Here is a 1,333-nt window from a genome sequence, read left to right as displayed (position 1 = left end):
GCAGTTGCTCCAGTGGCGGCTGCACCGATAGGTGAGTTCCTCGACGGAGTCCTCGATCGAAGAGATGGCGTTCTCGTCAAGGCGCTGCTGCAGCTCGGCAGGGACGGACCACGAGTTTCGCATCCGGATGGCCGTTGCCAGCGTATAGTGGTCGCGGGCCGCGTCCAGGCGACCGACCTGCTTGAAGATGTCACCCATCTCCATGAAGTAGCCGACCATGAACTCCGGGCGCTGCCCTGCCTTCGCGGCCCGGGCCATCAGTGCCAGCGCCTCTTCCGGACGGCCGAGTTGGTGGACGACCTTTCCGTACTCGAAGAGGTGGTAGAAGTCCGGCCGGACCGTCCGGCAGAGTTCGTCAAACGTTTCTGCCGCCTTTTCGTACTCGCCGATGCCCGCATACGCCCTGGCGAGGTCGTATGCAAAGAATTTGTACTGGTTAGGGAACTTCTCGATCGCTTCACGGCAGAGGGGAAGGGCTTCTTGCGCGCGCCCGGTGCCAATGAGCCCCAGGTTCCGGTAGTGATACCAGCGGGCAAGGTAACTCCAGCCTTCTTTTCCGTCGGGGAGTTTCATCCCTGCCGGGCTGAGCAGCGACGGATCGACCCGTGAAGTCCATGCTGCCAGCGTATGCCAGTCTTTGGCACCATTTGCCGCTTTCATGATGGCGAAGGCGATATGGTTTACCGGCTGTGGGGGCGGGTTTCTGGAGAGGGCCTTCTCTCCGCAGGCATGGAGCACCGGGACAGATGCCCCGTTCTCTGCCATCCCCTTGACGTAGTCGGCGTATGCCCACGCGACCTCCAGGTTTACCCAGTTGTGATCGGGGTAACGCGCGGCGATCTCGTCGGCGAAGGTCATCGCCTCGTCGAGGCGGTGCAGTTTCCGGAGACAGTGCAGCAGGCCTGCAGCAGTAAATCCATCGTGATGCTGGCCGTCCCAGAGTTCACGATAGATCTCCAGGGCATCCTCGTACCTTCCGTTCTTTCTCAGTTTGTTTGCTTCCTGTGAGCGTTCTTCAGGGGTATCCATGTCAATCCCTCCTTATGTTCTGGATTTTCCCCGAGGCATAATTAAAGAATGCCATCTCCACATCGGCGTTCAGCCAGATCCCGCGCTCGCGAAGACCCGCATTGGTGAGCGCCTCCGGATGCGGGCATGGTTGGCCTGCTGCATTGAGCTCTGCTGCTGCGTAGGTCAGGATGGCGGTCCATGTGCCGTATTCTTCCGGCCAGCCCTGTTGGCCGGAGAGGATCGCCCAGCGCCCATCGACGGGTGTTGCGGTCAGGTCGAGGAGGTGCAGGTGGGCGGTGTCCCCCGCACCGAAGACCCGGAC

The 1,333-nt window shown here is 61.2% G+C and carries 1 protein-coding gene and 1 pseudogene; both read right to left on the bottom strand.

The features are described from left to right. Positions 1–1,029: tetratricopeptide repeat protein (locus PLN84_RS13375; RefSeq protein WP_348532196.1), on the bottom strand; the 1,029-nt coding region annotated here is incomplete at its 3' end. Between the two features lies 1 nt (position 1,030). Further along, positions 1,031–1,333: pseudogene (locus PLN84_RS13370) on the bottom strand (hypothetical protein); the annotation flags it as partial.

The sequence above is a fragment of the Methanoculleus sp. genome (assembly GCF_035363275.1).
Classification (GTDB): Archaea; Halobacteriota; Methanomicrobia; order Methanomicrobiales; family Methanoculleaceae; genus Methanoculleus.
This window is presented reverse-complemented; position numbering and strand designations above follow the sequence as displayed.